Raw genomic sequence first — 24,188 nt, forward strand, 5'->3', positions numbered from 1 at the left:
ATGATAAACCCCACCCCGGATTGCCTACACGCTGCGGGGGGTGCTTTAGTTCTTTCGCTCACTACGCAATCTATTTATCGCCCTGACCTGCACGGTTAGCAGTCTATTCACTGCGGTCGTACCCCAGTGCGGGGGTGGTGGCGGGGGAAGGGGGCTACCGGAGGCTAACCGGGGCATCGGCAAGCTCAGGCTGTCAGGGCAGCCAGGGCTGGCAGGGCTGCCAAGACTGCCCAACCTGCCTAGGTTGCAGGCCTAGACGGCATCGAGTTGCGAATGAGTGTTGTCCATGACCACACGGGCTAGCTTGCGGTTGGCCACGCCGCCTAGCACCGCGCCGATTCCCAGGGGCATCAGCTTGCCCACCCACGCCCATTTGAAGCGCTTGGTCACCTGTTTGGTAAAGGACTTGGCCAGGCGGCCATTGAGGCCCTGCAGGGTTGGGGCAGAAAAGCGGGTCAGTGCCCGGGCGTTAGTCAGTGAGCCAAGGGCTGCGGCCTGGCCATCTTCGCTAAAGAAAGTATCGACAATCGCGGTGCCCCGGGAACCGGAGAGCACCATCATCACCAGGGCGCGGCGCAGATCCTTGCTGCTGATGTCAATGCCGCGCAGTTTGGCGGAAGCCAAGATGTACCAGGTGGCGGCCTCCAAAAACACTACGGACTCACCCGCAATGGCGGCGGTGCCAGTAACAAAGCCAATGCCGGGCACGGCCGCCGCGCCGCCAGCGCTCGCGCCGGTTCCGGTGACGATGAGGAGGAAGTGACCGTCAATCTCTTTTTGGCGCTCGGCCATACTGGCCTGCGGGTTGCGGGACTTGACCCCGTCTACGTACTTGCTAATGGTCGAGGCCTGCAGCCCCACCGCCCGGTCAAGGGTGCCCAAAACAACCCGGGACAAGCGGTCCCCATCGGAGTTCTCATCCGCCCACTGGCTGCGGAAGCGCCGGCTCAGCTCAGCAGCTTCTTCCTCTGAGACATGGTCAATGACCTCCACCTCGGCGCTGGTTGCGGCGCCGTCATCCGCTTGGGAGCTACCGGTGTTCTTCTTGTTCTTGGCAAAGGGCTTCACGTCAATGCCGAGCATAAAATCTCCTTAATAAATCCTGATGGCGCACGGGGTGTGCGCGCTCAAATTTCAGTCCCAGCTAAGCGCAGGGCAAGTATTAGCTGGGTTCACGCTAATAAATCGGTGAAATTGTCTGCCTGTTTCAGTGTACGCAATTACTGTGGAAGGTATGAGCGCCCATTCCCACCCAGCCTCCCAACCCAATGGCCACCCAGCGGCCAGCTCAGCTTCTGCGCAGCCTGCCGATGTCCTGACCGTGCCCACCACCGCCGGTTATGTGCGCGGCATCTACGAGCAGCTAGAAGACGGCAGCCGGGTGCGCTCCTGGCGCGGGGTCTACTTTGGGGATACCACCGCCGGGCCAGCCCGTTTCCAGGCCGCGCGCCCGGTGCCGCCTTGGGCCGGGGTGCGCGATGCCAGCGAATTTGGTCCAGTTGCACCCCAGCCCACCTATTCCTGGACTGAGCGCGTGGAAGGCAGTGAGGATTGCCTGCACCTGGACATCGTTCGCCCGGACACGGACCGCACGCTGCCGGTGGTGGTGTACCTGCACGGCGGCTCCTACATCGTGGGCTCTTCTCACATGTTCATGCTGCGCGGTTTCAACATGGCTCGCGACTTAGATGTGGTCTATGTTTCAGTAAATTTTCGCCTGGGTGCCTTGGGCTACCTGGACGTGCGCAGCCTCGCAGGCCAGGCGTGTGCCAACCCGGCGCTAAGCGATCAGCTTCTGGCCTTGCACTGGGTGCGCGATAACATTGCTGCCTTTGGTGGTGACCCGCAGGCCGTGACGGTGATGGGGGAGTCTGCTGGCGGTGCTGCTGTGCTGACTCTGATGGCTAGCCCCGCAGCCCAAGGGCTGTTCCACCGGGCCATTGCCCAGTCGCCTCCGATTAGTTTGGTGCACTCCCGGGCTCAGTCCACTTTGTGGGCGCGCGAGCTAGTCAACCGGCTGGCCTTGCCGCGGATGAGTACGGTGCGGGACTTGCAGGACCAGGATTTTGCCGATATCGTCCGCGCAGGTCAGTCAATGATGTGGCGCAAGCAGGAGTTACTGCACCTCAATTCGTGTTATGCGCCTACCGTTGACCGCCAGTTGTTGCCGGAGCACCCCATTGATGTCTTCGAGTCCGGCACCCAGGCCCCGGTGCCCCTGCTGATTGGGACGAATGCTGACGAGGCCAGCTTTGCCAAGTTCTTGTTCCAGCGCGCCCGGGCCCGCCGCCGTGCCGGGGTGCGCCTGCTAAGCTCCTTTGACTCTGCTGCAGCCGAGGAGGTGGTGGCGCAGTATAACGGTGCCCATAGCCGCTCTGATTTTGCGCAGTTGCTTGCCGATGCCCTCTTTTGGGCACCCGCCGTTGCCGTCGCTGAGGCTCATGCGGTGCACCATCCCACCTGGATGTATAGCTTCGAGTTTGCTCCGGTTGTGCTGCGGGCTTTGGGGTTGGGGGCGGTGCATTCTCTGGAGCTTTCGCACCTGTTTGGCGACGCCCAAGCCTCGCGTATCTCGGTGCTCACACGCATGGGATCCGCGGCAGACTTTGCTGGGGTGACGCAGACCATGCAACAGCATTGGCGCCAGTTCATCCATGCCGGGGATCCGGGCCCGCAGTGGCCGGCCTACAGGGTGTTTCATAGTGGCGATCCAGCCCAGCGTCTGGAAGCTGCCCGGGACAATTCAGGTGCTGACGTTGGCTTGCGGGCCGTGCGCCGCTTCGATGTGGAAAGCTCGGTGGTGTGTGATCCGAAGGCGGATAAACGCCTGGCCTGGCAGGACTACAATATGCGCCAATGGGGCGCGGGGCGGCCAGAATTGGTTGAGGCCCTTGATTTCATTACCAGCCTGCTGGATTAGCGGTAAGCTGTGGCGATGGGAGCCGCTGGCTTGCCCATAAGTCCATCTAGCTTAAGGATCACCATGAGTTTCTTTGAGGACATTGCAACGGCGCTTGATGCCGAAGGAATTGAGTCCCGCGTCCATGATGAGGTCATGTTCGTGCCCATCACCTCGGACTTGGAGATTCAGTTCCAGGAAATTGATCCCCTGCTTCCCGCTGCGAATGTCTACATCGCTGCTGCTGATGTGGATGAAGACGACGAGGACTTTGAGGCCGTACTGGTCTCGGTCGCTTTCTCAGTGGAAGACGCTGTAGAGGCTGTTGCCGGGCACATTGCCACAGATCAGGTAGTCACCGTGCTGCGGGATTTGCTAGAGGGAACCGATGAGCGCATTGCGGAGCTGGAGTTCCAGCAAGACGAGTTCAATCCAAACTTGGTGGTAGCGGAGGTTGCCCAGGACTCGGAGTTGCGGGTGTTGGTGGAGTCCATCGATGGCACTCCCAGCGCCATCGTGCGCTTTGTTGCTTTTGACTTCGCAGAAGAAGACTACGCCGGGCAAGATTCCACAGCTTGCGACGCTGACCCCAACATCGAAGGTGCCCAGACACGCGCTGTGGTGCCGGACTTAAGTCTGGACGAGCAGCTAGCTGTGCTGTCCAGCCTGGACGGTGAACTAGCTGGTCCCATCATTGAGGTACCCGCGGAGACCTTGGAGCTGGGTACCTACACCGACTTTGATCGCCTCTTTGACGTCCTCTCGCTAGTTTCGGAGCAAGCAGCCGATTGGGAAGCACAGCTGGTGGCCTTCGATGAGGATGACTTTGATGAGCCCGACGTTTACGACATCTTCGGTGCCGACGATGATGACGCGGATGTCTTCTACGATGGCGAGGATATCGACGATGGCGATGGCCTCAATGACGGCGAAGACCTCGACGGGGACTCCAGCGCTGAGCTATGATATAGCTCTTTGCTTATCCAGTGACTTTCCTAACTATGTATTTCAATTCCCTCACTCTGTGGCGACGAGCATGCACCATTGTCGGCCTGGCAGCCGTCATGGTGTTGTGGCTGCTGGCTTTCGCTAATAGTTCTTTCCCGGAGTACGGCTTTAATTCAGCTTTCGACTCGAGTTTGGGTAAAGCTATGTGGGCGTTGGCGGCCCTGGCCACTGCATGCTTCTTCGCTGCTGGATTTGGCACGGTCCCAGATCGTTTCATCCTCGCCGTACCGGCATTAGTAACCCTGAACTTAGCGCTGGCGAGTGTGATGGTGAGCCTGGGGTTGCCTTTCTACGGGGATAGTATTGGCACCGCGTTCGCTGCCATTGTGGGCGGGCCACTGCTAGGGCTGATCGTGGGTTCACTAACTGTGTTGCTGTGGGGGTTTTCTACTCCCGTGATGCTGCCGCACCTGATTGGCGAAGTGGTGCTGTGCCTGGCCGTGGCGTACCTGGCTGAACGCAAGCAGTTGAGCACCCTTGGCCGGGTCATGGCTTATGGGGCCGCACTCGGTCTTATCTCAGGCGTTATTAGCGCCCTGACCGTCAACTACGGCCTCATTGGCCCGTTGTTGCCTGGCTCCAATGACTTAACCAATTACTTCATCTACCTGCACTTTGACACTACCTCTGCCATCTGGCTGCAAAGCCTGGTCTCTGGTGTGGTAGACAAGACCTATACCTTGATCATTGCCGCAGTTGCCGCGCGCTACATGCCGCCGTTGACCCGCAAGATGTTTACTTTTTGGGGCAACGAGCAGCGCCTGCGGTGCGTGCTGTGCTCGGCTAGCGAGTTAGAGACTTTGGAGGCCTCGCGGCGCTCCTCACACCGGGGTGTAGACCAAGATGCTTCCTCCGATGTCCCTCGCAGGAGGTCCCGGCGTCCGTGTCATAGACTTAGGCGGCTGCGCTAAAGTCCTCGAACAGGGATAATGGGGAAGCCACCGGGGTGTAGTCGCGGTCTACTAGCCACACGAACGTTGCGCTAGAGCTGGAAGTGATTTCATGGACAACGTGGGAGGACTCCGGCTGGACCAGGCAAGACACCCACGCGTGGGTTAGGCGGCCATCGGTGGTGCGCCCCTGCGGGTCTGATAACCGGGCCACAACGAGGAAGGCCGGTACCCGGGGCTCGCCGTATCCGCGTAGTCGCGCCTTGACCCGTGGTCCCACGCGATAGCGCGTTAGCGCCAGGTTCAAAGAAGGAAACTCTCCCACGGCGGGCAAGCGTAGCGTGGGCGGGCGCCAATCCGGAACCGGCCGGGCGAGGCTGCGTGGGTGAGTGAGTATGGACTCCGCCGATTGCAGGGTGGGCCGTTGCGTGCGCGCGATGTGGGCGCGCAAACCCGCGGCGTCCCATTGCCCGGCGATTCCAGCCAGCGCCGGACGGGGCGGATCCCCGTGCCTGCCAGGGGACTGGGACCTGCCAGAATCCTGCGGCCTGCCAGAAGCCTGGGACCTGCTAATGCGTGAAGCCATGGACATGACCCCGGTCAGTAGGCCCCGACCCGGTCCGCGATCGGAGTTGTGGCTGGTTCCGGGACTGGAACCGTGATTGGACGTGGGGTGAGAACTCGAACCAGATGTGAGATTGGAATAATGTGGTGCGTAAATGTGCTTCATGGTTGGCAGCTTAGATCCCAGCCTGGACATCAGTGTCACCACTAGCCAAGATCTTCGCTCGAATGTTCGATTTTTTCATCCTTTATCCTCAACACTTAAGCTCACAACATAATGACGGACGCACTCCATACAGCTGACACCGCACCAGAACCGACTTCCACCATTCCACGGGAGATCTGGATTATGGTTGCCGCAGCCTTTGTCATCGCTATCGGATACGGCCTGATCGCCCCACTATTGCCGCAGTTCATCGTCAGCTTCGACGTTTCCATGGCCGCGGCCGGCTTCGTGGTTTCAGCTTTTGCCGCCTCCCGCTTGCTCTTCGCCCCAGCATCGGGGGCGCTGGTCAATCGCATTGGCAGCCGCCGGGTCTACATCACGGGATTATTTGTCGTCGCCGTGGCCACTGGGGCAGTTGCCCTTGCTCAGGAATATCTACACATTCTCATCCTGCGCACCATAGCTGGCATTGGTTCCACTATGTTCACGGTTTCTGCAATGGGGCTCATAGTCAAGCACTCGCCGCCGCACATCCGTGGGCGTTGTTCTGCGCTCTATGCCACCGCCTTTCTCCTGGGTAATATAGCCGGGCCACTCCTGGGCGCGGCCCTAGCATTCTTGGGCTTTCGGTGGCCGTTCCTCATCTACGGCATTGGTGTCGCTTTGGCAGCACTCATCGTCTGGGTGCTCATGCCTGCGGAGGATGCCGCGACCCAGCAAGCACAAGCCTTGCCCGCAATGACTCTTCGTGAGGCGTGGGCGGACACGGCCTTTCGCGCCAGCTTGATGTCTGGATTCGCCCACAGTTGGATTAACCTTGGCGTGCGAGTTTCTGTCCTGCCACTCTTTGCTGCAGCTGTCTTCCATAATGGTGCAGCCACTTCGGGTATTGCCTTGGCTGCCTTCGCCGCTGGCAACGCCGTGGTGTTGCAATTCTCTGGCCGGTGGGCAGACGCCCTGGGGCGCAAGCCACTTATCATTTCTGGTCTGTTGGGCTCCGGCATCTTTGTGGGCGTTTTGGGGTTTGCGGACAACGTGGCTTCGCTGCTGGTGATTTCCGTGCTTGCCGGCGCAGCCTCTGGGTTAATCAATCCTGCGCAGCAGGCTACTTTGGCAGATATCGTGGGTTCGCAACGCTCTGGTGGCCAGGTGCTCTCCGGTTTCCAAATGGCTGGTGATTTAGGCCAAATTCTCGGCCCGATTGTTATCGGCTTCTTGGCAGATACCTATGGCTTTGGCGTCGCCTTCGGCTCTAGCGCCCTCATCGCGCTGCTAGGCATTCTTGGCTGGCTCTGGGCCCGCGAACCACTGGCTAAAGACCCCGCCAAGGTTCAACGCGCCCCGCTGTAGTACGCCCCTAGTTCTAGTTACGCCTTGCGTTAAGGGTGCACCGGATAATCTGTGTAACCCTCCGGCCCCGGGGTATAGAACGTCTGCGGGTCCGGCTCATTGAGCTCCAAGCCCTCCTGCCACCGGCGCGTCAGGTCCGGGTTGGCAATGAAGTTACGGCCCACTGCCACTGCATCCACATAGGGCAGTGCTTGGAGCTCCTGGGCCGACTCGAAGGACGTTGGCTCCCCAAAGCCCCGGTTGATAATCACCTTGGTGCGCCCATTGGCGCGAGCGCGCAACGATAGTTCTTCCACCAGTTCCCCGGCCGGGTCAGCGTGCAGGATGGAGATATACGCCAGTCCCATATCCGCTACGGCATCAATTAACCCGCCGTAGGTGGCCAGCACGTCCGCCCGGTCGTTTTCGATCAGTGCTTGGATGTTGTGTTCTGGGGAGAGTCTCAGTCCTACCCGGTCCGCACCAATCTCGCCGGCCACAGCGCGCAGGATCTCTTCTACCAAGCGATACCGTGCCTGTGGGCTGCCGCCGTAGCCATCGGTGCGCCTGTTTGCCGCTGGAGCCAAGAATTGGTGGAGCAAGTAGCCATTAGCGCCGTGGATTTCCACGCCATCTATCCCTGCGTCAATGGCGCGCCGGGCCGCAGCCCGGAAAGACTCGATGACTCGCGGTATTTCAGATTCTTCCAACGCGCGCGGAATGCCCACTTCCTTTCGGCCTTCAAAGTCGCGCAAGCTCACGCCCTCCGGCGCAATGGCTGACGGAGCCTCCGGCTGGGCGCCTTCCAGCAGCCCCGGCAGGGAGAGCCTGCCGCCGTGCATGATTTGCATGAAGATGGTGCCGCCTGCCGCGTGCACCGCCTCTGCTACCTGTGTCCATCCCTGCTGTTGCGCATCATTGCCGATGCCCCCTTGGCCCGGGAATGCCCGGCAACTTACCGCTGGGAATACGCCTTCAGTCACCACCAGCCCAGCGCTGGCGCGCTGGGAGTAGTACTGGGCGTGCAGCTGCGTGGGCACTCCGGTTTCCCCGGCGCGCGAGCGCGTTAGTGCCGCCATGGTCACTCGATTACCCAGCTCGTAGCGTCCCACTTGTAGGGGAGTAAAAAGTTCAGTCATGGCCAGTTCAACGGGGGCGGCGGCGTCAAAATTCCCTGTCACTCGGGCACGGACTGATTCTTGGTAGCAGGGGCTCTGGCTCAGGTCATTATGCGATATATGTTCGAAGAGATTCAATGGAATGGGGTGCTGTTCGGGTACTCTTAGCGCTCGATTGCAATAATCTCGCGGTAGGGACCGTTATAGGGTTCGAGAATAGCCAGGAAGGATCGCACTATGGGTCAGAACTACTCCTCAATCGAGGTCTGCGCCGGGGCGGGTGGACAAGCATTGGGCCTAGAGATGGCGGGTTTTGACCATGAGCTGCTGATTGAGTTGGAGAGCTGGGGCACAAATACGCTCAGGCACAACCGCCCTGAGTGGAATGTACTGCAAGCGGACCTAAACGAGTGGGAACCGACCCCTGAGTACTTTGGTGTGGACTTGTTTGCGGGTGGAGTGCCGTGCCCTCCGTTTAGCGTCGCTGGGAAACAGCTGGGCAAAGATGATGAAAGGGACCTTTTTACCCGTGCCATCGAGCTGATTGAGCAAATCAAGCCGCGTGGTGTCATGCTGGAAAACGTTCGCGGACTCATGGAACCTAAATTTGAGGAATACCGCCAAGAGATTCTGACACGGCTGGACAAGGCAGGGTACGTCGGAGAGTGGCAGCTGATTAAAGCTGCAGATTATGGTGTCCCGCAACTTCGCCCTCGCGCCATCCTTGTTGCACTTAAACCGGAGGACTGGGACAACTTTGCGTGGCCGGAAAAGCATCCGGAGAAGGCTCCGACAGTTGGTGAGACCGTTGGAGATCTCATGGCAGCCAACGGCTGGGAGGGGGCAGAGGCCTGGGCTAAGGGGGCTAATAAAATTGCTCCCACGCTTGTTGGTGGTTCCAAGAAGCATGGCGGCCCAGATCTGGGGCCGACGCGAGCCCGCCGGGCGTGGTTAGAGATGAACGTCATCGGCACCACAATTGCGGATGAGGCACCGGAGGCCGGATTTACTGGCCAGCCGCGCATGACGCCGAAGATGCTAGCCCGTATCCAAGGATTTCCGGACTCGTGGGAAATCACTGGGCGAAAGACGAATGCCTGCCGCCAGATTGGCAACGCCTTTCCACCGCCGGTTGCCGAAGCGGTCGGGAAGCAAATCCGCAATGCCTTTGAGTTAACCGATGCTCAACAGTGATTAGCGGCCTTCCACTTTTTCTAAGTAGGAGCGAACGGCTTCTTGCACTAACGGACCGCCCAATCGGTATTCATCGTAAGCGCGGTCCAAGTTGCTGCGACTACGGCGGCCTGATCGGATCCATGCCAGCAATTCCAAACGATCTGCCTTCTTGAGGTTTTTAACTTGCTCGATTACTGCCTCCGGCTCGGAGGCTGAACCCGTGTCGGCTCGAGCAGATTCGTTGCAGACTCTGCACTCAGTTTGCAGATTATCTAAGCTGGCAGCGCCACCATGCGAATTGGCCTTGATGTGTCCCGCAGTCAGCACGACCACAGAACCATCTTCGTATTTTTCGCCCGCGGCACGTCCACACAATACGCAACGCCCGCCGTCTCGCTCGATGACTTGTCGGCGAACTTTGGCGGAAATAGTGTCTCGTTTGGGGCGCTGCCCCTCGCCAGGCCACCAGCCGTATTTCTCTAGAATGCACTCTTCGCCGAGACTTGGCTCTTCTTTTGCGGATAAGTATTCCCACCCATAATCACGCAGCTCACGCTGGCGGCGCTGTGCATGCTCGTTAGAAATATCCAGAGTGTCACGCAGTTGACGGGTTGAGAATCTGCCTCCGAGTTCCACGTTCCACCGCAGCCACGATGCCATGCGGGGGACGGCCCCGGTTGCTCCGCGTATGGACGACTTCCACCAGAGTGTTCCATCAGGCGCATACGCTTCTACGGGGTACTCTTGGTCAGCAGGTACGAAATCAAAGCCAGACATGTTTTAAAACTCCTGATGTGAGGTCGCCATTAGGTGCGTGGCTACGATGTCCTCGATGAGCCGGGCGGCCAGGCGGGCGGTGCGGGAGTCGATGTCGTAGGTGGGGTTGAGTTCGACTATGTCCACCAGGGCCAGGCGGCCGGTGGCGGCGATGGCTAGCGCCATGGCGCGAATGTGAGTAAACGGCACCCCCAGCCCGGCTGGCGCGGAAACGCCGGGGGCCTCGGCGGCGGGAAGGACATCGAGGTCAATGGACAGATGGATGGGGGCGGTGGAAGTAGCGGCGGCATCGGCAGCAATGGCCGCAGCACCAGCGGGACTGTCCAGCAGGGAGGTGTCTTCGACCACGCGCACGCCGAGTTCAGCGGCGGTCTCAAAGAGGACGGCAGTGTTATTGGGCCGGGAGATTCCCAGCACCGTGTAGTCGAAGGCAGCAGGGGTCTGTGGATGGTCCGCGTGGATAAGGTCCGCGATCTGCTTGAAGGGGGTGCCGGAAGTGGCGCGGGTGGCGGTGCGCAGGTCAAAATGTGCGTCCAGGTTGATAATCTGCAGTGGCTGACGGTCAGCGGCCTGGTAAGCGCCACGATGGGAACCGAACGCGGTCTCATGCCCGCCACCGAGGACAATGACCAGGTTGCCGGCCTGGCGCAGGCGCGCGACGTGCGCGGACAGGGCCACGTGGGCGGACTCTAAGTCCTCGCCTTGGGTGGTGATGGTTCCGGCATCGTAGAGTGCGCGGGGGTGGTGGATAGCCAGTGAGGATAACGCGGAACGCAGGGCATCTGGGCCCGCTGCGGCACCCTGGCGCCCGCCATTGCGGGCCACGCCTTCATCGGAGGCGAAGCCGAGGAGGGCGACGCCAGCCTGTGGGAGGGCAGAAGGGGCCTCGCCAGTGGTGGCAGTGGTGGCATCGGCGGCATCGGCAGACATAGTGGCGGAGCTAATCACGCTGTGCCAGCGGGCGTGCGCCCGACCGGGGCCGTCATCGCGCCCGGACCAGCCTGGCGCAGGGGTGTAGAGCTCAGGGGCAGAAACGGTATTCATGCACCTGCATGGTAGCTGTACCGGGGGCGGCCGCGCTAGTATGGGCGCGTGCGAAAACCACAGGTGCCTGCGGCGCGCAACACGCTGGCCATACTCAAACTGCTATCGACCATTGATGTTCCGGTCTCCGCGAGCAGGATCCGCACGGAGTTGTCCCTGCCGCGTTCGACAACCTACCACCTGCTAGCAGAGCTGGTGGAGGCCGGATTTGTGGTGCACATTCCAGAAAACCAAACCTATGGTCTGGGCTTGGCAGCTTATGCGATGGCCAGCGCCTATTCTACGCAGCAGCCGCTGGTGCGCTTGGTAACTAAAGACCTTGAGAAGATTGCATTGAATGTGGGCGGGTCCGGGCACTTATCGCGCATGGCTGGCACGGAGGTGGTCTACCTGCAAGAGGTGCGCGCGCCGGGGGCGGTATCCCTGGTCACAGAGGTGGGGGTGCGGCTGCAGGCGCATAAGACGGCGTCTGGGCGGGCGATGCTGTCGCTGTTGCCGGAGTCGGAAGTACGCGCGGCGTTTGGTGCCGGGTCCGGCTGGCAGGCGATGAAGCAGCACCTGGCGCAGGTAGCCGAGCGGGGTTGGGATAGCGAGGATGAGGAGGTCTCCCGCGGGCAGGCATCGTTGGCGGTGCCCATTGTGGACCATGTGGGCAGGCCGGCCGCAGCCGTGGCGGTGACGTACCCGGTGGGAAAGCCCACCGAAGCTGCACGGCAAGCAGCGCTGACGAGCCTGCAGGCGCTGGCGGCGCGAGTGGGGCAGAAGATGTACGGCCACAAAGCAGGCGCGCGGGCGCCGCTGCGGTAGGATTGCGCCTAGTCGCGTCTGGCTGTCGCGCGAATACCCCGTTTGCACTTTTACCGAGGAGTATTCATGTCTCAGACCCCTGTAGATCCCAAGTCCCTGACCACCGTCACCGTTGGAATTGGTGCGTTGAGTATCGAAGAGGTGGTGGCGGTGGCCCGCTATGGCGCGGCTGTGGCCATTGACCCCGAAGCACTTGACGGCATTGCCGCTACCCGCGAGCGAGTAGACGAACTGGCCCAAGACCCCACGCCGGTCTATGGCATTTCTACTGGCTTTGGGGCCCTGGCCCGGCGCCATATCCCGGAGCAAATGCGCGCTCAGCTGCAGTTGTCCCTGGTGCGCTCCCATGCGGCCGGGTCTGGTCCGGAGGTTGAAGAAGAAGTTATCCGCGCGCTGATGTTGCTGCGCCTGTCCACCCTGTGCACGGGCCGGACCGGGGTGCGCCCGGTGGTGGCGCAGACCTACTGCGATGTGCTCAATGCAGGCATTACCCCGGTGGTGCGCGAGTATGGCTCCCTGGGGTGCTCGGGTGATTTGGCGCCGCTGTCCCACTGCGCCCTGGCTTTGCTGGGGGAGGGGCAGGTGCGTGTCAAGGGCGGTCAGGTGCAAGATTCAGCCAGTGCCTTGGCGGAGGCTGGCATTGCCCCGTTGCAGTTGCGGGAGAAGGAAGGCTTGGCCCTGATCAATGGCACCGATGGCATGCTGGGCCAGTTGTGCCTGGCCATTGTGGATTTGCGTGAGGCGGCCAAGCTTGCCGATGTCGCCACGGCCCTCACCGTTGAAGGTCTGCTGGGTACCTTGGTGGTCTTTGCCGATGATTTACAGCAGTTGCGTCCGCATCCGGGCCAGGCGGATTCTGCGGCGAACATTCTGCAGGTGGCGCAGGGATCCGAGATCCTGGCTGGGGCGCTAGAGGAGTTCAAGAAGAATCAGGTGCAAGACGCCTACTCGGTGCGCTGCGCCCCGCAGGTGGCTGGTGGCTTTCGGGATACTCTGGCCCACACGGAGCTCGTAGCGGGCCGGGAGCTGGCCAGCGCGGTGGATAACCCGGTGGTCACTAAGGACGGCCGCGTGGTCTCTAATGGCAACTTCCACGGCGCGCCGGTGGCTTATGCCCTGGACTTTTTGGCTGTGGTTACCGCGGATCTGGCCTCCATTTCGGAACGCCGCACGGATCGTTTCTTGGACCCGGCCCGCAACCGGGGCCTCAATGCCTTCTTGGCTGATGACCCTGGCGTGGACTCGGGCCACATGATTGCCCAATACACCCAGGCGGGGATAGTTAGTGAGCTTAAGCGCTTGGCTAATCCGGCCTCGGCGGATTCTATTCCGTCTTCGGCTATGCAAGAAGATCACGTCTCCATGGGGTGGGCGGCCGCCCGCAAGCTGCGCAAGGCCGTCGATGGTTTGCAGCGTGTGCTGGCCATCGAAATTCTCACCGCGGCGCGCGCGGTTGATATGCGGGAGGGCACCCCTGCGACGGGCACGGGTGCGGTCATTGAGCGCTTGCGCCAGGAGGTCCCTGGGCCGGGTACGGACCGTTTCTTGTCCCCGGAGATTGAGGCCACGGTGGCCCTGGTGCAGGACGGATCGCTGCTGGCTGCGGTAGAGGGGGCCATCGGCAAGCTCCGCTAAAAGCGGTGCCGAGCTGGGGTGTCTTGCATTTCAGACACCTGGAGGGCCGTGGGCCTAGGAGTGTAGGTGTGTGCTGACTTACATTAGGAGGCGGAAGGCGCATTGCTTACACGCCAGGCCCGCGAAGAGGGGGACAGCCCCGGACAACCGGCCCCACTTCGCACCGGTGGCACGCTTGAGCTTTCCGGAACAAGTCCATGCAGATACAACTGTCCCAGCACCACCGAAGGAGTGTAGAAGCCCATGTCCCAGGCCCGTGAAGTCCGCGCCCCCCGCGGAGTGGAACTCAATGCCAAGTCTTGGCAGACCGAAGCCCCACTGCGCATGCTCATGAACAATCTGGACCCGGAGGTGGCCGAGCGCCCCGAAGACCTGGTGGTCTACGGCGGCACCGGCAAAGCCGCCCGCAACTGGGAGGCCTTCGACGCGATTGTGGAATCCCTCAAGGATCTGGAAGCAGACGAGACGTTGCTGATCCAGTCCGGCAAGCCCGTGGGTATTTGGAAGACTAACGAGTGGGCACCGCGCGTAATCCTGGCCAACTCCAACCTGGTGGGCGACTGGGCCAACTGGGAACACTTCAGGGCCCTGGAGGAAGAGGGCCTGATGATGTACGGCCAGATGACCGCCGGATCCTGGATCTACATCGCCACCCAAGGCATTTTGCAGGGCACCTATGAGACCTTTGCCGCCGTGGCTAAAAAGCGCTTCGGCGGCACCCTGGCCGGTACGTTCACCCTCACAGGCGGCTGCGGCGGCATGGGCGGCGCTCAGCCGCTAGCCGTCACGCTCAACGGGGGTGCGGTGCTAATTGTCGACGTCGATGAGTCCCGCCTGAAGCGCCGCCAGTCCAAGCGCTACCTGGATGAGGTAGTCACTGACTTGGACCAGGCCCTCAAGCTGGTGCTGGAAGCCAAGGAAGCCCGCAAGCCGCTGTCCGTGGGCCTGGTGGGCAACGCCGCGGAAGTATTCCCCGAGGTCCTGCGCCGCCAGCGCGCCGGGGAATTTACCGTGGATGTGGTCACGGACCAGACCTCTGCGCATGATCCGCTGAGTTACCTGCCCACCGAAATCACCGTCGAAGACTGGCACGCTGAGGCCAAGGCGGACCCGGTGACCTTTACCAAGAAGGCCCGGGAGTCCATGGCCGCGCAGGTCCAGGCGATGGTGGAGTTCCAAGACGAAGGCGCTGAGGTCTTTGACTACGGCAATTCCATCCGTGATGAGGCCCGCCACGCTGGCTACACCCGCGCCTTTGAGTTCCCAGGCTTTGTGCCGGCCTATATCCGGCCGCTGTTCTGTGAGGGGCTGGGCCCGTTCCGCTGGGCCGCACTCTCCGGTGACCCGGAAGACATTCGGGTCACCGACCAGGCTTTGAAGGAACTCTTCCCGGACAACACCCACCTGCACAACTGGCTGGATGCCGCCGAGGAGTACGTGGAGTTTGAGGGTCTGCCAGCACGCATCTGCTGGTTGGGCTACAACGAGCGCCACAAGGCCGGCCTGCGGTTTAATGAGCTGGTGGCTGAGGGCAAGATTTCCGCGCCGATTGTCATTGGCCGTGACCACCTGGATTCTGGTTCGGTGGCCTCGCCCTACCGCGAAACCGAGGCCATGCTGGACGGCACCGACGCCGTTGCTGACTGGCCGCTGCTCAACGCCATGACCGCGGTGTCCTCCGGTGCGACCTGGGTGTCCATCCACCACGGCGGTGGCGTGGGCATGGGCCGGTCCATCCACGCCGGCCAGGTCTCTGTTGCTGATGGAACCGAGTTGGCTGCCGCCAAGCTGCGTGCAGTGCTGACAAATGACCCTGGCATGGGCGTTATCCGCCACGTGGATGCCGGCTATACCCGCGCCAAGGAAGTAGCCGATGAGCGCGGCGTGCGCATCCCCATGCCCTTCCACGCGCGCGACTAGTTCCTCTAGTTGCCGCCTGGCTGGCGCTGGCTGCGTAGAGGTGAGTAGAGGCTCAAGCCCGCCTGGACTCAAGCCCTTCTGGAAAGGAAAGATGCCTGTAATGAGGACACTATTTACCGGAATTTCTGAGCTGCGTACTGTCTCTGTGGCAGGGACTATCCCGGAGGCTGCCTTGGTGGTCAGTGACGGCACCATCGAGTGGGTGGGTGCTGCACACGATTGCCCGGTAGCTGCGGATGCCGCGGACTCTGTTGTAGATCTAGGCGGGCGCGCCGTTTTGCCCGGGTGGGTGGACTCCCATACCCACATGGTCTTTGATGGCGACCGCGGGGCGGAGTTTGAAGCCCGGATGGCTGGCCAGGACTATGCAGCGGGCGGCATCGCCGTGACCATGGAAGCCACGCGCAGCGCTGGGCGCGAGCGCCTGGAAGCTCTAGTGCGCGAGCGCATTGCTGCCGGCCACGCCGGGGGTACTACCACCTTTGAGACTAAGACTGGCTATGGGCTCAACACCGAATCTGAGCTGCTGGCTGCGGAAGTGGCCGCGCAATATGTCGATGACGTGACCTTCCTAGGGGCGCACTTGGTCCCACCGGGGGCAGATGCCGAAGCCTACCTGGCAGAGGTGGTGGGGCCCATGTTGGATGCCGTGGCCGCACACGCACAGTGGATAGATGTGTTCTGCGAGAGGGGAGCTTTTGACCAGCAGCAGTCCCGCAGGGTCCTGGAGGCCGGCCGTGAGGCGGGCCTGGGCCTGCGGGTGCACGGCAACCAGCTGGGCCAGGGACCTGGAGTGGCGCTGGCGGTGGAGCTGGGGGCGGCATCGGTAGACCATGTCAACTACCTCAGCGACGCCGACATAGCCGCTCTGGCAGGCTCCGACACCGTGGCCACCCTGCTGCCTGCCTGCGACCTGTCTACCCGCCAGCCGTTGGCGCCGGGCCGTCAGCTTCTCGATGCCGGGGCTACCGTGGCCATTGCCTCCAACCTCAACCCTGGCACGTCGTATACCTCCTCCATGAATTTCTGTGTGGCTACCGCCGTGCTGCAGCAGCACCTGACCCTTGATGAGGCCATTGCCGCGGCGACCACCGGGGGAGCTAAGGCTTTGCGGCGCCATGATGCGGGCGACGGACGTGACCCGCAGGGCCGGCCCGCTAAGGGGACGCTGGTGGCCGGTGCGAGCGCTGACCTGCACGTATTGGATACCGCCAACGCCATTGACCTGGCTTACCGGCCAGGGATGCCGCTGACGTATCAGACCTACGTGGCAGGCAAGCGCGTGTACGGCTAAAACCCGGGGCACCCCTGGTTTACCCCTGTGAGGAAAAAAGGGGTAGACAACGAGGTCTGACCGGGTAATAATTGGGAGCAGTTGCGTTGGGGGCGCACCTGCTTCCCGGCAACATCTAATGCCAATCATTTGCCCGCGCCGGTGCGACACTCGTGCCGCCGGGCCCACATACATCGAGGGGGAAACATGTCGAAGATCGACATCAACCAACTGCTAGAGACCTATCACAACAGCTACATGGACTACGACATCACGGTCGAGCCTGTGGCCAGCTCGCTGCCAGTGGATGAGGAACAAGACGGGGAGGAGTGGTACGAGCGCCGTGAGGCAGAGCCGATGCCCACATGGAAACAAGCTTTGCGTACGTTCGGCGGGCGGGTATCCAAGCGCCCCAGCCGGGAACAGCTGGAACGCAATGCTGCCTACTATGCGTTCTGCCAGGGGTTGGTAGAGCAGATAGTTACCGAACAGGATGAGCATTCCTACTGGGAATTTATGGAATGGGAGTTTGCAACCATTGATGAGCTGGCCTGGGAGATAGGTATCTACCCCCGGGACTTGGTGGCAGAACTGCGCCAGCAGGTAGTAGACACCGTGGCGCAAACTACGGATCTCTTGGCCTATTTCGTAGCTATGGAACCGGCTATCCGGCGGGGGACGCACCCGATGCTCGCAGGACACGATCAGTCCTCACGCGCCTACATTGTGGGGCGCTCCTGGATGGTCCAAGCGAACCAGGAAAGTGGGGTGGTGAACTTCAATAAGCAGCCGGGTGCTGATGCCCCCGGTGGGGCCGAGAAAGCAGTCCTGATTGACCTGAAGTGGCAGCCTTCTGTTCCAGGCGTGGTAGTCGAAGTGGGCACAGACCTGGCGGATTTTAGCGAAGCTGTCTGTGATGTCAGCGTCGGTTGGTGGGGTGCTCGCTAGCCCCGCCGTGAGTGCCGGGCTGGTGCGGTGGGCACTGATGGCGTACTGTGGAGCGGGCAATGAGCATTACCGATAACGCCACCGGCGGCGTAAACGAGCCGGAAGATAATTTTAATCAGTCGGAATCTCAGGAAAACTCGCAAGGAAGCGAAGCCGTGCAGGCTTCGCAGGACGCCATTGAAGGCACCAGGGCTGCGGAAACTTCTGAGGATACCGGCGTCGAATCTGCAGATTCGACCAATGAAGAGTCCCAGGGGTTTGCAAACCTTGGCCTGCCGCAAAGCGTGCAAGATGCCGTGGCAAAGGTTGGGTTTACCCAGCCTTCCCCCATTCAAGAACAGACCATCCCCATCTTGATGGAAGGTCGCGACGTGGTGGGCCTAGCCCAGACGGGCACCGGCAAGACCGCAGCATTTGCGCTGCCGGTGCTCTCGCAGATCGATGTTGCTGCCCGCCACCCGCAGGCCCTGGTGCTGGCTCCTACCCGTGAGCTGGCGCTGCAGGTGGCAGACTCTTTCCAGTCTTTTGCGGACCACTTGGGTCGCATCGAGGTCCTGCCCATCTACGGTGGGCAGGCTTATGGCATTCAGCTTTCTGGATTGCGCCGTGGCGCTCACATCATTGTGGGTACTCCGGGGCGCGTCATCGACCATCTGGAGAAGGGCTCCCTTGACATCTCCCGCCTGCGCTACCTAGTGCTGGATGAGGCTGATGAGATGCTCAACATGGGCTTCCAAGAAGACGTCGAAAGAATTTTGGAGGATACCCCCGAAGACAAGCAGGTGGCCCTGTTTTCTGCCACCATGCCGGGGTCCATCCGCAGGTTGTCGAAGCAGTACCTCACCGACCCGGCTGAGGTCACTGTGAAGTCGGAGCGCCGCACCAATGACAACATCACGCAGCGCTTCCTGCTGACCGCGCACCGCCAGAAGATGGATGCGTTTACTCGCATCCTCGAAGTCACTGAATACGACGCCATGATTGTCTTCTGCCGTACCAAGCATGAGACGGAAGAAGTAGCTGACGCGCTGCGCGATGCTGGCTATAACGCAGCCGCAATTAACGGCGACATTGCTCAGCAGCAGCGTGAGCGCACCGTGGATCAGCTTAAGGATGGCCGCCTGGACATCCTGGTGGCTACCGACGTAGCCGCTCGCGGCCTGGACGTAGACCGCATTACCCACGTGGTTAACTACGACATCCCGAATGACACGGAGTCTTATGTCCACCGCATTGGCCGCACCGGCCGCGCGGGGCGTACTGGTGAGGCGATCTTGTTTGTCACTCCGCGGGAGCGGCGCATGCTGCGCTCCATTGAGCGCGTGACCAATGCCCGCCTTGAGGAGATGGATCTCCCTACAGCCGATGAGGTCAACGCCAAGCGCAAGGAGAAATTCTTTGCGCGGATTACGGAGAGCCTGGAAGACAAGCAATTCGATTTCTTCCGCACGTTGCTGCGCGAGTATTCCGCGGGCAATGACGTGGCTATGGATGACATTGCTGCCGCACTGGCTGTGCAGCTGCAGGGCGGTGCAGAGTTCTTGCTCAAGGAGCAGCCGAAGGCCAAGCGGGACCGGGACCGCCGGGATCGCTTTGACCGCGATGACCGCCGGGAGCGGGGCGGAGTCCGCGACCGTGATGACCGGCGGGAGCGTGGTGGCTTCCGTGAGCGCGGGCCACGCCGTGATGATGGCGACTTTGTGACCTACCGCCTGGACGTGGGCAAGCGCCACAACGTGCGCCCGGGCTCCATTGTCGGTGCCCTGGCCAACGAAGGTGGTCTGTCTGCAAAAGACTTCGGACGTATCACCATCGCCGTGGGCCACACGCTGGTGGACCTGCCTAAGAACATGGACCCGGCGGTGCTCGACCGCCTGCGGGATACTCGCATTTCCGGCCAGCTGATCAACATTGCCAAGGACACCGGCCGTCCACCGCGTCGCGACGGCGATGATCGCGGCGGCTTCCGTAGGGGCCGCGACCGCGACGATCGGGGTGGCTACCGTGACGACCGCGGCGGTTACCGTGGCGGCCGCGGCCGCGATCGGGATGACCGTGGCGGCTACCGTGGCGGACGGGGACGGGACCGGGATGACCGCGGTAACCGCGGCGGCTGGCGCGACTAGCATGGCCTCGTCCGCCCGGGGCCCGGTCCGCTCAGAGTGTCCGGTCCGTCCGGCGGCCCGTGTGGCTTTGAGCACGCGTGACCTTGGCGGAACGTGACCTTGGCGGAACATGACCCGTTCCCGACAACGCTGGCCTCAGAATGTGAAAAATCAGGTCTTGACTTGTCGGGAACGGGTCATTTTGGGCTGTATGGACAAGTTCGGGGATTTTAGGGGTTCGGGAAGTATGGAGTCCTTGGGTAAGCATGACGGGTGGTTGGGCCACCCCTGCCTGCCCGGGTGTGTACTAAAGTCGCTAATTCTCCAAAGGGCTTGCGGCTTCCGGGAGAGGTTATTTAGCCTGGGACGGAGGAGAACAGAGTCGGCGGAACCGCCGGTGGCTAAAGCGTGCTGAGGAGAAATCAATGCTAGAACTGCTCATTATTATTGCGTCGATTGCAGTGGACGTATTAGTGCCAGCATTGCTTATCGCTGGCATAGTCATCATGGTGTTGAACTGGCAAAAGAAGCGTGGCTAGGATTGCTTTCGTCCACCACGCGGACGCAACTGCACTGGTGGAAGAGTAGGCGCCGGAAGGCGCGAGAGTCCTGAAGGATCATGGCTAATATAGCCCTCCACATGACCGAATCGCTGCCCATGCTGCTGCCATTCTTCACGGTAGGACGTGACCTCGTCATGCGTGCGGCCAATGAAGTTCCACCACATGACAAATTCCTCTTCGAAGGGCTCTCCGCCTAAAAGGAGCATCCTGGCCGTTTCTTGTCCTGGGTTGTGCAGTATCACCCGTGACGGTCCGTTAGCGAGGAAAGCGAGTTCCTGGGGGCTCACCTGCTGTGCGTTGTTCCCTGGGAGGATTAGGTGAATTGTCCCCGTATCTACGAGGATTCCGTGTTCGAAGTTGGTGTCGAGTTGTAATTCTATTTGCGTCCCAGCCGGCAGGTCCACCTGTGCGCCTAGAAGTGGTGTGTAGGTGGGCAGGGGAGATGGCGGGGCTGCTGAACCAAGGAGTGTACCCAGAAAAACTTGCACCCTTCCCGGGCCGTGGAGGACTGTGGGCGGGGCGTAATGGTCGAAACGGCGCGTGGTGTGCCGGTGAGCGTCAGGCAGTACGGTCCACAGTTGCACCCCGTGGAGCACAGTGGTGTCTTGCGTAGACACCTCAGAATGACAAATTCCAGAGCCTGCCGTCATCAGATTTACTTCCCCGGGTCGCACCACGGCGTGGTTATCGGCAGAATCGTGGTGCATAATTTTGCCAGAGAAGAGCCAGGATACGGTCTGCAATCCAGTGTGTGGGTGCGGGGCGACGTCCATGCCGCCGGTTGCAGAGACATCATCTGGTCCGTAGTGATCAATAAAGCACCACGCTCCGATGGTGGAGCGGTGGCGCTGAGGAAGGGTGCGGGCTACTGGCATTGCCCGTGGCCCGCCGAGGGGAACGGAGCGGGGGCCAAGAATCTCAATGGAATCTGGTGCCATGTGCACAATCTTAAACGATTATGCAACACCGGGAGGGGCAGGAGTGGTTTAGATGAACATCAACACTGCACAGAGGATCCACAGCAGGTTGAAGATGCCGGAGAACATCGCCAACTGGGAACGGGACTTGTCCAGGGAGGCGGGGGCTGAGGGGGCATCGGCAGACTCAGCGGACTCAACGCCAAGAGCAGTCAGGGCAGCCTTTTGCTTCGGGACCACGACGAACAGCAAGAGGGCCCAGGCAATGACGGCCAACAGGATGGAAGCATGGAACTGGCCCTGGCGGCCGTAGGTAGACAGATCAGAGAGGAAGACGGCCACGCCCAGGATGGGAACCAGCGCGGAGATGAGCCCGTAGGTGTTGGTGATGCGGTGCAAAATGGTCAGTGCTCCCACGTTACCCTGCGCCAACTGCGCAGGAAACATGGAGGTTGCCACCATCACGGGCCCAATGAGGGCCACGGCGGCGATGGCGTGGAGAGCAATGGCAAAAGTAGTCATGGGGTATAAAAATCCTTCAAGGTAGGAAACATCTGCGGGTGCAATGTCAACCTCCCAGCCTAGCGATGTAGTCGCGCAGCCGGAAATAGCGGCAAGACGCGCGCATGCGCGCCAAGTCTTCTGCAGGCAGGGCCAGGGAGTATTTGTAGGCCACCGCTCCTAAGCGCTGGGAGTACCAACAATGGGTGTGGCGCTGGGGCGGCATCCATTGGCTGGGCAGTTGGTCGGACTTGGCCTGGTTGGCCTCTCTGCTGGTGACCACCAGGTTGAGTGGATCATTGGCAAATTCCACCCGCAACTGCGTCGACCACTGGCTTGCGCCCAAATCCCACGCGGCTGACAGCGGTAACACGTGGTCAGCTTCCGGCGGGCGGGGGAGATCCTCTAGATGCAGCGTGGTTCCGGAATAGGGATCAAAGATTTCTGCAGGGCGCTCGCAACTACCCGGAGTGGGCGGACTGTGAGGGGCCTGGGCCAACAGGGCCGCCTCGCGCGCGGTGCACGCCTCCTGGCCAGGCAGGCGGGCTGGGCCCCACCCGGAACCGAACTCGGTGCGTTTATAGGTGTGGTCCTTGAGTCGCGGCGGGCCTTCGGCAATCTGGGCAAAAAGCTCCGCCGGTGGGGGTAGCCCCGGGTCAAGTGGCTGCGGCGCGCGCAGCTGCGGGAGCAGCAACCACACACTGGCCACGCTCAATACCACAACGGCTGCATGGATTGGATGCACAGAGATCTGGCGTCGGCGCGCCTGGGAGGGGCGCCGGCTAGGTAGACGAGAAGGTGACATACCTACTTAGACTTGTCAGCTACCCCAAAAGGTTCCGAAAAAGGCCGCAGCCCCGTGCAAAGGCAGCACGGGGCGGGGCGGGGATTGAGGCTTGCGTTAAGCAGTGGCGGAAAACTCGAAGCTCTCATCACCAGCGGCACGGCGAGAGACATCGATGGCCAGGTCGAATTCCTTGGTAATCTCCGCCGAGGGGGCCTTGGTGGCCAAGGAGACAACCACGATTGCCAGGCAGGAAGCGGCGAAGCCGGGGACGATCTCGTAGAGAGAGTCGCTCAAGGCGGACATGCCCCAACCGATGGTAACCACGGCACCAACCACCATGCCGGCAATCGCACCCGGAACGTTCAGGCGCGACCAGAACAGGGAGAAAAGCACCAGCGGGCCAAAGGCAGCGCCGAAGCCAGCCCAAGCAAAGCCCACCAGGCCCAGGATGGAATCATTCGGGTTCACGGCGAGGATGGCGGCCAAAATGGCCACGCCTACCACGGCGGTGCGGGAGAGATTAATCAGCGTAGACTCCGAGGGCTCCTTCTTGCTAAAGACCTTCAGCAAGTCCTCAATCAGGGAAGAAGACACCACCAGCAGCTGGGAGGACATGGTGGACATAATTGCGGCAAGCACTGCGGTGAGCACCAGACCAGCAAAGAGCGGGTGGAACATGATCTGCGCCATGTCCAAGAAGATCGTCTCATAGGACTGCTGGTCTGTAATGGCGTGCTCGGTGGTGGTGAAGAAGACCGTACCGGCAAGGGCGCAGAAGATCGCACCCAGGACGGACAGCGCCATCCAGAGGATGCCCACGCGGCGGCCAGTCTTGGCATCTGCCGGGGTGCGCAGCGCCATGAAGCGCACGATGATGTGCGGCTGCCCGAAGTAGCCCAGACCCCAAGCAAGGTTGCCGATGATAACCGCGGCCGACACTCCGGAAATCATGGAGAAGTAGTCGGGGTTTACAATGGCCCCGCCGGTGGCGTAGGGGTTTTCTGCGGCGAAGGAGAAGATGTCGGCCGGGTTATCCAGGGAGATAATGGCCATAATAGGCACGATGGCCAGGGAGAGGAACATCAAAATGCCCTGGACGGCATCAGTGTAGGACACTGCCAGGAAGCCGCCGATGAAGGTATAAGCCACCGTCACTGCCGCCACGATGAGCATGCCGGTGAGGTAGTCGCCCTGGAAAGTGGACTCGAAGTAGCGCCCACCGGCCACCATGCCGGAAGAGACGTAGAAGGTGAAGAAGAAGATGATGATGAGAGAAGCGATGACGCGCAGCGCGCGGGACTTATCCCGCAGGCGGTTCTCAAAGAAGGAGGGCACCGTGATGGAGTTGTTGGCCACCTCGGTGTAGGCGCGCAGGCGCGGGGCCACGAGCTTCCAGTTGAACCAGGCGCCCACGGTCAAGCCAATGGCAATCCATAGCTCAGACATGCCGGTGAGGAACAGCGCGCCGGGAAGGCCCATGAGCAACCAGCCGGACATGTCCGATGCCCCCGCGGACAAGGCTGCCACGAAGGGGTTCAGGCCGCGCCCGCCCAGGACGTATTCGTCATACTCACTGGTCTGGCGGTAGGACCAATAACCGATGGCGAGCATGGTGAACAGGTAGATGATGATGGCTATGACGTACCACGTCGAAGATTCCATGTAGCTCTCCTGTCTTTCTCTTGAGTGATTGAGCAGATAACCCGGCCAATAGTACCTATAATTTGTGATTTACACAGCAATAGGGCGTAATTGAGGTCC

At 61.2% G+C, this 24,188-nt stretch carries 20 protein-coding genes; 11 read left to right on the forward strand and 9 right to left on the reverse strand.

The genetic code is table 11. The annotated features are described in order from the left end of the window. Window positions 1-252: 252 nt before the first annotated feature. The gene (locus tag G7Y31_RS04425) at window positions 253-1,083 is read right to left on the reverse strand and encodes a hypothetical protein (RefSeq protein WP_165008977.1); all 831 of its coding nucleotides are present in this window, start codon (window positions 1,081-1,083) and stop codon (window positions 253-255) included. A 151-nt stretch (window positions 1,084-1,234) separates the two neighbouring features. Here G7Y31_RS04425 and G7Y31_RS04430 point away from each other — a divergent pair, with 151 nt between their 5' ends. The 3 genes from G7Y31_RS04430 (at window position 1,235) to G7Y31_RS04440 (ending at window position 4,818) form a co-directional block, all read left to right on the forward strand. Beyond that, window positions 1,235-2,920, forward strand: a complete 1,686-nt coding sequence (locus G7Y31_RS04430) for a carboxylesterase/lipase family protein (RefSeq protein WP_165008979.1) — start codon at window positions 1,235-1,237, stop codon at window positions 2,918-2,920. Window positions 2,921-2,983: 63 nt separating this feature from the next. After that, complete coding sequence (locus tag G7Y31_RS04435; protein WP_165008981.1) at window positions 2,984-3,865, forward strand: DNA primase; 882 nt, start codon at window positions 2,984-2,986, stop codon at window positions 3,863-3,865. 35 nt (window positions 3,866-3,900) lie between these two features. Then, complete coding sequence (locus G7Y31_RS04440; protein ID WP_165008983.1) at window positions 3,901-4,818, forward strand: hypothetical protein; 918 nt, start codon at window positions 3,901-3,903, stop codon at window positions 4,816-4,818. Here the strand turns inward: G7Y31_RS04440 and G7Y31_RS04445 are convergent. Further along, window positions 4,802-5,389 carry a hypothetical protein gene (locus tag G7Y31_RS04445; RefSeq protein ID WP_196823617.1) on the reverse strand — a complete coding sequence of 196 codons (588 nt, stop codon included), beginning with the start codon at window positions 5,387-5,389 and terminating at the stop codon, window positions 4,802-4,804. The two genes, G7Y31_RS04440 and G7Y31_RS04445, sit on opposite strands and share 17 nt — an antisense overlap. Window positions 5,390-5,638: 249 nt before the next feature. Between G7Y31_RS04445 and G7Y31_RS04450 the strand changes: the two genes are divergently transcribed. Next, on the forward strand, window positions 5,639-6,877 hold the full coding sequence (locus G7Y31_RS04450; protein WP_165008987.1) for an MFS transporter: 1,239 nt from the start codon (window positions 5,639-5,641) through the stop codon (window positions 6,875-6,877). A gap of 29 nt (window positions 6,878-6,906) precedes the next feature. Here the strand turns inward: G7Y31_RS04450 and G7Y31_RS04455 are convergent, their stop codons facing one another. Continuing rightward, window positions 6,907-7,995: an alkene reductase gene (locus tag G7Y31_RS04455; protein WP_165008989.1), complete on the reverse strand. Its 1,089-nt coding sequence runs from the start codon at window positions 7,993-7,995 to the stop codon at window positions 6,907-6,909. A 216-nt stretch (window positions 7,996-8,211) separates the two neighbouring features. On the opposite strand from G7Y31_RS04455, the gene G7Y31_RS04460 reads away from it, so the two are divergent. After that, the gene (locus G7Y31_RS04460; RefSeq protein WP_165008991.1) at window positions 8,212-9,168 is read left to right on the forward strand and encodes a DNA cytosine methyltransferase; all 957 of its coding nucleotides are present in this window, start codon (window positions 8,212-8,214) and stop codon (window positions 9,166-9,168) included. Here G7Y31_RS04460 and G7Y31_RS04465 read toward each other — a convergent pair whose 3' ends face one another. Both G7Y31_RS04465 and hutG read right to left on the reverse strand, forming a co-directional pair. Further along, window positions 9,169-9,927 carry an HNH endonuclease gene (locus tag G7Y31_RS04465; protein WP_165008993.1) on the reverse strand — a complete coding sequence of 253 codons (759 nt, stop codon included), beginning with the start codon at window positions 9,925-9,927 and terminating at the stop codon, window positions 9,169-9,171. It abuts the gene before it with no gap. A gap of 3 nt (window positions 9,928-9,930) precedes the next feature. Continuing rightward, on the reverse strand, window positions 9,931-10,971 hold the full coding sequence (hutG, locus tag G7Y31_RS04470) for a formimidoylglutamase (protein WP_165008995.1): 1,041 nt from the start codon (window positions 10,969-10,971) through the stop codon (window positions 9,931-9,933). 48 nt (window positions 10,972-11,019) lie between these two features. Here hutG and G7Y31_RS04475 point away from each other — a divergent pair, with 48 nt between their 5' ends. From G7Y31_RS04475 to G7Y31_RS04500, 6 genes are all read left to right on the forward strand, one after another. Next, window positions 11,020-11,778: an IclR family transcriptional regulator gene (locus G7Y31_RS04475; protein ID WP_196823618.1), complete on the forward strand. Its 759-nt coding sequence runs from the start codon at window positions 11,020-11,022 to the stop codon at window positions 11,776-11,778. A gap of 66 nt (window positions 11,779-11,844) precedes the next feature. Next, complete coding sequence (gene hutH / locus G7Y31_RS04480) at window positions 11,845-13,413, forward strand: histidine ammonia-lyase (RefSeq protein ID WP_165008997.1); 1,569 nt, start codon at window positions 11,845-11,847, stop codon at window positions 13,411-13,413. Window positions 13,414-13,656: 243 nt separating this feature from the next. After that, the gene (locus G7Y31_RS04485) at window positions 13,657-15,333 is read left to right on the forward strand and encodes a urocanate hydratase (RefSeq protein ID WP_165008999.1); all 1,677 of its coding nucleotides are present in this window, start codon (window positions 13,657-13,659) and stop codon (window positions 15,331-15,333) included. 100 nt (window positions 15,334-15,433) lie between these two features. After that, the gene (gene hutI / locus G7Y31_RS04490; RefSeq protein ID WP_165009001.1) at window positions 15,434-16,627 is read left to right on the forward strand and encodes an imidazolonepropionase; all 1,194 of its coding nucleotides are present in this window, start codon (window positions 15,434-15,436) and stop codon (window positions 16,625-16,627) included. Between the two features lie 186 nt (window positions 16,628-16,813). Beyond that, complete coding sequence (locus G7Y31_RS04495) at window positions 16,814-17,554, forward strand: hypothetical protein (protein WP_165009003.1); 741 nt, start codon at window positions 16,814-16,816, stop codon at window positions 17,552-17,554. 59 nt (window positions 17,555-17,613) lie between these two features. Beyond that, window positions 17,614-19,680: a DEAD/DEAH box helicase gene (locus tag G7Y31_RS04500; protein ID WP_165009005.1), complete on the forward strand. Its 2,067-nt coding sequence runs from the start codon at window positions 17,614-17,616 to the stop codon at window positions 19,678-19,680. A gap of 514 nt (window positions 19,681-20,194) precedes the next feature. Here the strand turns inward: G7Y31_RS04500 and G7Y31_RS04505 are convergent. From G7Y31_RS04505 to putP, 4 genes are all read right to left on the reverse strand, one after another. Then, window positions 20,195-21,160: a pirin family protein gene (locus tag G7Y31_RS04505; protein WP_165009007.1), complete on the reverse strand. Its 966-nt coding sequence runs from the start codon at window positions 21,158-21,160 to the stop codon at window positions 20,195-20,197. A 48-nt stretch (window positions 21,161-21,208) separates the two neighbouring features. Beyond that, complete coding sequence (locus tag G7Y31_RS04510) at window positions 21,209-21,661, reverse strand: DUF2269 domain-containing protein (protein WP_165009009.1); 453 nt, start codon at window positions 21,659-21,661, stop codon at window positions 21,209-21,211. A 46-nt stretch (window positions 21,662-21,707) separates the two neighbouring features. Next, on the reverse strand, window positions 21,708-22,445 hold the full coding sequence (locus tag G7Y31_RS04515; protein WP_165009011.1) for an HNH endonuclease family protein: 738 nt from the start codon (window positions 22,443-22,445) through the stop codon (window positions 21,708-21,710). A gap of 96 nt (window positions 22,446-22,541) precedes the next feature. Then, window positions 22,542-24,089: a sodium/proline symporter PutP gene (putP, locus tag G7Y31_RS04520; protein WP_165009013.1), complete on the reverse strand. Its 1,548-nt coding sequence runs from the start codon at window positions 24,087-24,089 to the stop codon at window positions 22,542-22,544. Between the last annotated feature and the right edge of the window lie 99 nt (window positions 24,090-24,188).

This window comes from Corynebacterium lizhenjunii (genome assembly GCF_011038655.2).
In the GTDB taxonomy this organism is placed as follows: Bacteria; Actinomycetota; Actinomycetes; order Mycobacteriales; family Mycobacteriaceae; genus Corynebacterium; species Corynebacterium lizhenjunii.

Excerpts from the sequence above, each read along its gene's own strand:
- G7Y31_RS04425 (WP_165008977.1), bottom strand. The coding sequence starts at position 1,083 with ATGCTCGGCATTGACGTGAAGCCCTTTGCCAAGAACAAGAAGAACACC.
- G7Y31_RS04430 (WP_165008979.1), top strand. The coding sequence starts at position 1,235 with ATGAGCGCCCATTCCCACCCAGCCTCCCAACCCAATGGCCACCCAGCG.
- G7Y31_RS04435 (WP_165008981.1), top strand. The coding sequence starts at position 2,984 with ATGAGTTTCTTTGAGGACATTGCAACGGCGCTTGATGCCGAAGGAATT.
- G7Y31_RS04440 (WP_165008983.1), top strand. The coding sequence starts at position 3,901 with ATGTATTTCAATTCCCTCACTCTGTGGCGACGAGCATGCACCATTGTC.
- G7Y31_RS04445 (WP_196823617.1), bottom strand. The coding sequence starts at position 5,389 with ATGTCCATGGCTTCACGCATTAGCAGGTCCCAGGCTTCTGGCAGGCCG.
- G7Y31_RS04450 (WP_165008987.1), top strand. The coding sequence starts at position 5,639 with ATGACGGACGCACTCCATACAGCTGACACCGCACCAGAACCGACTTCC.
- G7Y31_RS04455 (WP_165008989.1), bottom strand. The coding sequence starts at position 7,995 with ATGACTGAACTTTTTACTCCCCTACAAGTGGGACGCTACGAGCTGGGT.
- G7Y31_RS04460 (WP_165008991.1), top strand. The coding sequence starts at position 8,212 with ATGGGTCAGAACTACTCCTCAATCGAGGTCTGCGCCGGGGCGGGTGGA.
- G7Y31_RS04465 (WP_165008993.1), bottom strand. The coding sequence starts at position 9,927 with ATGTCTGGCTTTGATTTCGTACCTGCTGACCAAGAGTACCCCGTAGAA.
- hutG (WP_165008995.1), bottom strand. The coding sequence starts at position 10,971 with ATGAATACCGTTTCTGCCCCTGAGCTCTACACCCCTGCGCCAGGCTGG.
- hutH (WP_165008997.1), top strand. The coding sequence starts at position 11,845 with ATGTCTCAGACCCCTGTAGATCCCAAGTCCCTGACCACCGTCACCGTT.
- G7Y31_RS04485 (WP_165008999.1), top strand. The coding sequence starts at position 13,657 with ATGTCCCAGGCCCGTGAAGTCCGCGCCCCCCGCGGAGTGGAACTCAAT.
- hutI (WP_165009001.1), top strand. The coding sequence starts at position 15,434 with ATGAGGACACTATTTACCGGAATTTCTGAGCTGCGTACTGTCTCTGTG.
- G7Y31_RS04495 (WP_165009003.1), top strand. The coding sequence starts at position 16,814 with ATGTCGAAGATCGACATCAACCAACTGCTAGAGACCTATCACAACAGC.
- G7Y31_RS04500 (WP_165009005.1), top strand. The coding sequence starts at position 17,614 with ATGAGCATTACCGATAACGCCACCGGCGGCGTAAACGAGCCGGAAGAT.
- G7Y31_RS04505 (WP_165009007.1), bottom strand. The coding sequence starts at position 21,160 with ATGGCACCAGATTCCATTGAGATTCTTGGCCCCCGCTCCGTTCCCCTC.
- G7Y31_RS04510 (WP_165009009.1), bottom strand. The coding sequence starts at position 21,661 with ATGACTACTTTTGCCATTGCTCTCCACGCCATCGCCGCCGTGGCCCTC.
- G7Y31_RS04515 (WP_165009011.1), bottom strand. The coding sequence starts at position 22,445 with ATGTCACCTTCTCGTCTACCTAGCCGGCGCCCCTCCCAGGCGCGCCGA.
- putP (WP_165009013.1), bottom strand. The coding sequence starts at position 24,089 with ATGGAATCTTCGACGTGGTACGTCATAGCCATCATCATCTACCTGTTC.